Annotated in this window: 8 protein-coding genes and 1 pseudogene; 8 read left to right on the plus strand and 1 reads right to left on the minus strand. The window is 31.2% G+C overall.

Annotated elements, in window-relative coordinates:
• Positions 1-73: 73 nt before the first annotated feature.
• The 5 genes and pseudogenes from EJN67_RS10435 to EJN67_RS10455 all read left to right on the plus strand — a co-directional run bounded on the left by EJN67_RS10435 (position 74) and on the right by EJN67_RS10455 (position 5455).
• Positions 74-650, plus strand: a pseudogene (locus tag EJN67_RS10435) (AAA family ATPase).
• 1178 nt (positions 651-1828) lie between these two features.
• Positions 1829-2041 carry a hypothetical protein gene (locus EJN67_RS10440; RefSeq protein WP_243641285.1) on the plus strand — a complete coding sequence of 71 codons (213 nt, stop codon included), beginning with the start codon at positions 1829-1831 and terminating at the stop codon, positions 2039-2041.
• Between the two features lie 290 nt (positions 2042-2331).
• Positions 2332-3315, plus strand: a complete 984-nt coding sequence (locus tag EJN67_RS10445; protein ID WP_114219391.1) for a hypothetical protein — start codon at positions 2332-2334, stop codon at positions 3313-3315.
• 16 nt (positions 3316-3331) lie between these two features.
• A complete protein-coding gene (locus EJN67_RS10450; RefSeq protein WP_114219390.1) occupies positions 3332-4270 on the plus strand; it encodes an S-4TM family putative pore-forming effector in 939 nt (312 codons plus the stop codon).
• 180 nt (positions 4271-4450) lie between these two features.
• Positions 4451-5455, plus strand: coding sequence for a nucleotidyltransferase (locus EJN67_RS10455; protein WP_114219389.1), 1005 nt, complete (start codon positions 4451-4453; stop codon positions 5453-5455).
• A gap of 458 nt (positions 5456-5913) precedes the next feature.
• Here the strand turns inward: EJN67_RS10455 and EJN67_RS10460 are convergent, their stop codons facing one another.
• Positions 5914-6318, minus strand: a complete 405-nt coding sequence (locus EJN67_RS10460) for a four helix bundle protein (protein ID WP_114219388.1) — start codon at positions 6316-6318, stop codon at positions 5914-5916.
• Positions 6319-6609: 291 nt separating this feature from the next.
• Here EJN67_RS10460 and EJN67_RS10465 point away from each other — a divergent pair, with 291 nt between their 5' ends.
• From EJN67_RS10465 to EJN67_RS10475, 3 genes are all read left to right on the plus strand, one after another.
• Positions 6610-7068: a DUF5680 domain-containing protein gene (locus EJN67_RS10465; protein WP_129724254.1), complete on the plus strand. Its 459-nt coding sequence runs from the start codon at positions 6610-6612 to the stop codon at positions 7066-7068.
• A gap of 61 nt (positions 7069-7129) precedes the next feature.
• Entirely contained in the window at positions 7130-7966 is an 837-nt protein-coding gene (locus EJN67_RS10470) for a DUF1848 domain-containing protein (RefSeq protein ID WP_129724255.1), read from the plus strand.
• Between the two features lie 31 nt (positions 7967-7997).
• Positions 7998-8393, plus strand: coding sequence for a stage III sporulation protein AH (locus EJN67_RS10475; protein WP_129724256.1), 396 nt, complete (start codon positions 7998-8000; stop codon positions 8391-8393).
• The last annotated feature ends 105 nt before the right edge of the window (positions 8394-8498 follow it).

Consider the following 8498-nt stretch of genomic DNA (forward strand, 5'->3'; position numbering starts at 1 on the left):
GTATTATAAATTATTATGACCTATTAGTATTTTATTGTGTACTAGAGATTATTTAAGTGTTGGAGAGTGGAAAATGAAAAATCTAATTTTTATAAATGGAACTATGGGCGTAGGAAAGACAGCAACAAGCAGAGAATTGCAAAAACTATTGCCAAATTGTGTCTTTCTTGATGGTGATTGGTGTTGGGATATGTCACCTTTTATCGTGAATGATGAAACCAAAAAGATGGTAGTAGATAATATTAGTTATCTCTTAAATAATTTTATTTCATGTTCGGTGTATGAAAATGTTATTTTTTGTTGGGTAATGCATAAACAAGGTGTTCTTGATGATGCCTCTCTCTTAATTACATCTATAAGGGTTGGTATATGTAATGCATAAACAAGGTGTTCTTGATGATGTATTATCTAGATTAGACAAACGCGATTCTATATTATATAAGTTTTCTCTAGTATGTTCAGAACAATCATTAATTTCACGAATTACAAAGGATGTAGAACTGGGAATAAGGACTAAAGACGTTATTAACAGAAGTATACCAAGATTAAAAAATTATGTTGAAATGGATACAGAGAAAATTGATGTAAGCAAGATTTCTGCCAAAGAAGCAGCAGAAATAATATTTAAGCGCATTATACACAAACCATAATCATTATAAATAATATTCTTCTTAAAGCACTCCAACACATACAAACCAAGCAAAACTTTCCTTTTTGCAAATAGAGTCTTTCCAAAGTTGCAAAAAACAGGGCTTTAGAACAACATTATTTTCGTTTTGGAACGAGTTTATTTGGTGTTGACAACATCTGTGACCATCAAATAAAGTCGTTCCCTCAAGATCATACCCCTCAACCCCTTGATACTACTGCCCTTGAACCTGAATTGTAATAAACTACAAGAAAATAAAGTCGCTTCCTGAAAAGACGTTTTTTAATACATAATCTGGAAAATATGGGAGGGAATAAAGAAAATAAAGTCGTTCCGTAAGGGCAGGATTTAGGGGAAAATTTAAGGGAAACAAGAGAAAGAAAAGGGGGCTAAAGGCCTCATATTAGAGGGATAGAAAGATTTTAAAATAAGAAAAAATAAAAGAAGAAAAACCTTTAAACCTTACTTCCTGACCCTGTTCCAGAGAACAACTTTATTTGCCGGGGAACAACTTTATTTGCTGGGGAAAGGGTTTATTTGATGTTGACAACATCATGTGAATATAAAATAAACTCATTCCCTCCCCAACTCCGCAAACCCGCATGGTTGGTGTATGGGATAAAATGGATGCAAATAAAGATGTTCCATAAAATAGATGATTAGATAGAATTAAATGGTAAAATTGGAAGAGAAAAAAGTAAATAAAGGCGTTCCGTAGAAGGGATAAGGAATAAGGGGAAAGGGATAAGGAGAAAAAGATAAAATCCTTCGTAATCCGCATGATAAGTGGATTATGAAGGATTGATTTATTTTATTGGATAACATCCTTATCCCTTAAACCTATTCACTTAATCCTGTTCCGAAGGAACATCTTTATTTTCAGCGGAACGACTTTATTTGCAATGGAACGAGTTTATTTGATGTTTACACAGAAGGCAGGATTAAGGAACAAGGAGAAAGGGAATAGAGTACATTATTGAAATTTAGCATGGGAATATATAGTTTGCTCTAAAAGTGGTAGAAATTTAGCCAAGAAAAAATAAAATTATGGATTTATTGACAAATTTATACTTGTGATATATAGTAAATTGTAGAATATACATTCTTAACGACATATATGTGGATTCACTTTCGTTTGCTTCATGTGGATATATTAATTTTTAGAAAGGAGGCAGAATAATGCCATACTATTATGTTAATAACGACCAAACCAGAAATCCGGGTCTACATCATGAAGTACATACTGAGGAACATGCAAATGAACTGAAAATCTCAAACAAAACATATCTAGGTTATTTTCCTAATTGTGTAGGTGCTAAGAAGAAAGCAAAAGAGATTTACAGCGACGCTGATGGATGCGCAATTTGTTGTCCGCTATGTCATGAAGGATAAACTATATTATATTTTAATAATTAATTGTCTAAAACGTTGTGGAGATAGAAATATTACATTTTCAAGATTAGTTTGAATATTGGAATAATTAGGAGTTAAGGAAAGAGATAAAAGTTAGATGATGAAGGATGGCTGAATTTTGAAAGAACATGAGGAAACATTGAAATAGATTAGAGAATTCATTTGAGATAAGATTTATATTTTGATGAAGGCTGAACACCTTTTTTATAAACGTTCAGTCTTTTTCATATAGTGAAACGTTTACAATTCTGTTTAAGGGTGATAAGTACATGTCTATTAATAATGAGTTTAATAGATTTATAAGAGAAAATTTGGCTTTGTCACTAAAGGATATTAGTTCAAGAGTTAAAAGTAGAGAATGGCTTATAGATAGAGTAATTCAGAAGATAAAAGAAAAAATAGATAGCCCTCAATTATATAAGGAAAATGGCCAAGAATATATAACATTTGGTAGTTATTTTAAAGGGACCAAAGTATCTGATGTGGATGAATTTGATATTATGCTTATTATTGATTCGAATGGTGGGGTGTTTAAGCAAGGAGGAGTTCAAATAGGCGAAGGAATTGGTATTATTGACCCTAACCCTAAATACTTTGATAAATATAAGAAAGACAACGACCCTGAATCTGTAAGTCCAAGGAAGATAATGAATTGGTTAAAGGGTATTATTGATGAAGTTTTAGAACCTTATGATTGTGAACCTGGCGAAAAAGATGGACAGGCTGTTACAGCACATATTAAAAGTAAAGATATATATATTGATTTTGTACCTGGAAGCATTTTTAGAAAAGTTGGTTCTAATGAGATATTTTACACTATACCAAAGGGGGATGCAGATGGGGGCTGGATTATAACAAATCCACGAATTGATAAGGAAATTGTTAATGAAACTGGTTCAAAGTATGAACAATTCAAAAATAGCATTAGATTATTTAAATATATTTTTAAAGAAAGTTATAATGTGAAGATATCATCTTATGCGGTTGAATCAGCACATATAGATTTTGAGAGGAAATACTATTTTTATGATAATTATAAGTATGATTTTATCAACATTTTGAATCATTTTATAACGCTTGTACAAAACAAAAAAATTCCGGATATGAGGGATAGCAGCATAAATCTCATATCGAACATTAACTACGATGCCTGCTTGCAAAAATTAAATAGAATTAAAGAACGATTTCTTGATTTAGATGAGGAGAGTACCACATTAGCAACTGATGTCGATGCTTTTTTAAGAAATAAGTAAATGGTTGGTGATATGTTTGAATGATATTAATAAAAAACAAAATGAGGAAGAATTTTTATTGTATTTTTTTGCTCAAAGAAAATTATATTCAAATGCAAAAATAATTAATCTTCTGCTATTTTGGATAGGAGTTGCAATTTATATATTAGGACTTTTACCTGCTGTTAAAAATAATTTTGATTATCATTATAATTTAGCAACTGTTATATGGATAGTTATATCTCAAATTCTTAATGATAGAAGTGCATCAATTAAGTTAATGGCTGCAGAATATCAAGAATATATTGATAGAAGTTTGTTCGACTTTCCAATTAACGATGATATTATAAGTAATCTAGACAAGTTGAAAAGATACGCAATAGATTTAAAGATAAAGCATAATAAAGAATTTAATGAAAAAATTAAACCTAATACTAAAGGAACTATTTATAATTGGTATAGTGATGTATCAAATCTACCTATTGAAATTGCTAGGCTCTTTTGTCAAAATGAAAACTGCCACTGGGAAAGTAAACTTAGAAGAGATTATAATAAGGTATTGTATTTTCTTATTATCACTGCAATAAGTATGTATGTTTATATGTTAGTAAAGTATTATTCTGGATATGCAATTTTTAACCTAATATATGCTATACCGGTAAGCATTGAAATTATGAAGTTAATTAAGCATAATAATGAAATAATAAAAATTTGTGATGAATTGGAAGACAGAATAAATAGGGTTTATACATATATTTCCAAGGAACTAAATGATATAGATAATCAGTATCTTTATAAAGAATCAATTGTTATCCAAAGAAAAATATTTGACTATAGAAAAACCAATATTTCTATACCAGATTTTTTATATTACTTTTTAAGAAAAAAGTATCAAAAAGAATCAACACAATTCATTGAAATGTTAAAAGGCGAAATTTTAGATAAGTATAAAAAAGCAATTATTACAGAGGACTGACTCGTATTTTATTAAAAGTTGTTAATAAATTTAAGACACATGAGTAAAAAGATAAAATTAGAAGATATGTCTAATAAATGCAGTAAAAAATGAATAAAATGATGAACATTAAACGTGAATATTGTATAATATTGTTGAATGGAACATAATGGTATTATTTCTATTTTAAGAGGTGAAAATATGGCGACCACGGTAAATAATGCATTTGAAGAGTTTATTCGGGATAAGGTCAACTTGGATTCAGACAAAACCAAAACTGCAAGAAAAAGCAGGGATAATCTTATAGATAATATACATAGTTTGGGTTCTAATGAAGATTTTTTCAATTTATATCATGACATTGATATTGCATTTGGTTCATTTGCTAGAAAAACAAAAATTAGACCTTTAGATGACATTGATATTATGATTGGAATAAAAGGTGATGGCAGTACTTATGATGATTTTGGAAATGTGATTAAAATTTATGTGAATGATGATAATTCTCCCCAAAAGAGTTGTTGCAATGAAAATACTAATGTACTAAATTCAACAAAAGTCATTAATAAATTTATTAAAGAACTTAAAAATTTAAGCGATTATAAAAAAGCAGAAACCCATAAGAGCGGTGCAGCAGCCACTCTTCAATTAAAATCTTATGAATGGAATTTTGATATTGTACCATGTTTTATAACAACTGTAGAATCCAATGGACGAAATTATTACATAATACCAGATGGAAAAGGAAACTGGCAAAAAACAGACCCACGTAAAGATAAAGATAAAGTATCTACTTTGAATCAAAAACATAATGGTTTAATGTTGGAAACTATAAGATTGGTAAAGTATTGGAATAGAAGACCTACAATGCCATTGATGCCATCATATGTATTAGAATGCTTATTATTACAATATTTTGAGAGTGTGGATAGCGTAAGTAAATTTATTGATTTAAGATTTAGAGACATCTTATTATATATAAAAGATAACATTTGGTATTCTATTGATGACCCAAAAGAAATTCAAGGAGATTTAAACACTCTTACTTATGATGAAAAATTGAAAATTTCAAACAAAGCAAAAAGTGATTATGACAAGGCGAATGAAGCAATTGCAGCAGAAACAAATGAAAAGAATCACAAGAAAGCCATAAAAAAGTGGGCAGAAATATTTGGAGACGAATTTCCAGATTATAGTGAGGATTAAATAGGTATGGATAATAATAATGATATTAATATAAGACAAAACATAAAAGAATTTCTATTGTATTTGTCTGCTAAAAAAATATAAGGACACTTAATATTATGTTTCATGTATTTATTAGGATTGAGCAATGCAATTCAAAGTAATAATATAGTTTTTTCAATTGGAAGTTCATATGACAAAAATCTGACTGATAACTTGATATATACAGATTTTAAAAGTGAATCTCTAGAGACAGAATTATCATAAATTTTATAATATATTTGTTATGTCGAACTAGTTAGATGTCTCATAAGAAAGGTCTATCAGGGAATTTTATAGGGAATTAGTGGAGGAAAAAGACAGCAGATATTTTTGAAAAGAATTAGACGATATTGGTAAGTCATTTTACGATATCCTTTAGTGATGATACAAGGGAATAAAGGTTTGCAGGTGAAAAATATTATGGAGGATGTAAAGATTTAGAGGTCAATTGTAACTGATTCATTATCTAAACAAGATTTTAACATCTTTATATAGCCATACAGCATTTTTATTACTTCAAGGAATTTCTCATCTAAAATTTTGTATTGTTCTTCACTTATATAGTTGTTCTGATATGCGGTAAGTAAATGGTTTCTCGTTTCGCCACAACTGCCAAGAGCAGCGTTGGCATGGAATAATTCCCGCTTTATAAACAGTTGGGTATTTCCTTCGGCTATGTTTGCGGAAATACTTCGACTGCTTCTAATGATTTGGTCAGTAAGCCGATACTGCTCATGGCTTGGAAATGCTTTAACCAATGCTTCTATTTCTTGTTCAAGAGCATTCGCCTTCTGCCAAACTTTAAGCGTCCTAAAATCCTTTATTACTAAACTTTTACTCATAAAATTCATCCTTTCAAATAATAGATTTTTCCAAATTATACGGAGTGTTAGGCGAAAGTCAAATTTTAATGCTAGAATTTTTGTAAAGTAATCCTTGAAAGGTAAAAGGGTTAAGGGGCTATATAATACATTATTAATCCTTAGCCTATGTACCTTTTGCCTAATACCTAAACTAGTTTTTGTCGCATTAAAATCTATATGAATGCAGTAGTTTCAGGAGGTTAAGGGAATTTACTAAATACATAATTATATAAGAAAGAGTGAGAATAAACAGGAAGGGTGATGAAAACAATGAACTGCACAGAATTGGCTTTGAAAGAATTTCTGGTCAGAGCAAAGATAAATACATATGCTGGAGATGGGATTCTTTCTACGTCTTCAAGGCCGAACTCAAAGGATTTACACTATAGTGAAGGGGATTTACTATACATAGACTCTTACTTCGGGAGTGCTGATTTCATTGGCGAAGAAGTGGTATTTGAAAATCAAAAGCCCATATGGGGAATGAATTACTATGGGAAGATGCTCGTTGACGAAATTCCATCAGGATTCAGTAAATGCTTGAAAAGTGCATTAAAGGCAGTTCCTGTTGAAAAACCATTCAGAGGACCTGCTTTATTTGAACAGGATGGGTTTGTTTATAAATGTTCATGGCAGGGAGATATCTCTGAGTTTAATGGGAATGAGGCAATATACTTTGATGGTATTGAAATATATAGATTGTCTTTTCATGGCGGATATATAAAATAGTATTAAATATTTTACACACATCGTTAACACAAATTTTTTATGGAGGCATTATTCAAAACCGATGCTTGAGATAATAAGTTGCAGCAGAAGAACGGATATTCCTGCGTTTTATTATGATTGGCTTCAGGAAAGTTTGAAAAATAAATATGTAATGGTAAAAAATCCTTACAATAAGTCAACATACATGGTGGACCTGTCTCCTGAAAGGGTGCATTCCATATGCCTGTGGTCAAAGTCGTTTGCCAATGTACTTAAGAACCCTGGATATTTGTCGCTGTATAATCTGTACTTTCAGTTTACAATCACAGGGTATTCTAGGTTTCTGGAGCCAAATGTTGTTGATACAAATGTAGCACTAAGACAGATGGAGCAACTGGCTCGAAGGTACTCACCGCAGCAAATAAACTGGAGATTTGACCCTATTATTCTTAGTATCAGGGGAGAGAAGGAACCGACACCAGATAACTTTGAAAGAGCAAGGCTGAAGGTGTTTGAGGCTTTATGCAGGGATATTTCTTCCTTTGGAGTTAATCGCTGTACCATCAGTTTCCTTTGCCTATATAAAAAAGTAGAACAAAGAATGAAAGAATCGAAGTTTGCCTGTTTACTTCCTTCACAGCAACAACAGATTGAATTAGTAAGCCAATTAGTGGAGATTGCAGACAAATACGGGGTCACAATTTATACATGCAGCAGCCCCATCATTGAAGGAGTACCTGGGGTGAAGAAGGGGCATTGTATAGACGGGGCCTACCTTGAAGCATTGTTCGGTAAAAGAGCATCCCATGCAAAAGATGCAGGGCAAAGAAAAGAATGCGGATGTACCAGGTCAAAAGATATTGGAGCATATAGTGGGCAGAGTTGCGGGCATGGTTGCCTTTATTGCTATGCTGGATAATTGAATATATCACTATTATGGGAGAATATTTATGTTTATAGAGAATAACCCTGAGAATAAAGTCTATAGAGATTTAATTGATTTGGCTTTTGATATCTGTGATGAATTCATTTTAGTAGTAAGACGTGATATAGATATATCAGACAATATAGATAGTGTTCTCGAAAAATTAAAGCCATTTTTAAAAGAAGTAAAAGAACAGTTCGAATGGCCTGGAACAATAACTTTATGTGAACAACCAGCATTAGTATACTATTACAATACTGATAACAACGCTAAAAAAATACTAAAGCAAGCATCAAATTCCTTGCATGAGTGGCTTCAACCCAACCTACCGGAGGATTTATGCTTTATAAAAAATTCTAAGCCGTGGTTAATAAATACTTCACATGAAAGGTTAAGTTATATTTCTAAATTGCAATATTAAATGCAACACTTTTTGAGAAAATCATACTTATCCATTTACTTCCTCTTGTCAAGGGGAGGGTGGAGATTTTCGAGTGTATACGAGAAAATACTACCCAACCTTGAC

It is taken from the genome of Xylanivirga thermophila (assembly GCF_004138105.1).
GTDB lineage: Bacteria > Bacillota > Clostridia > Caldicoprobacterales > Xylanivirgaceae > Xylanivirga > Xylanivirga thermophila.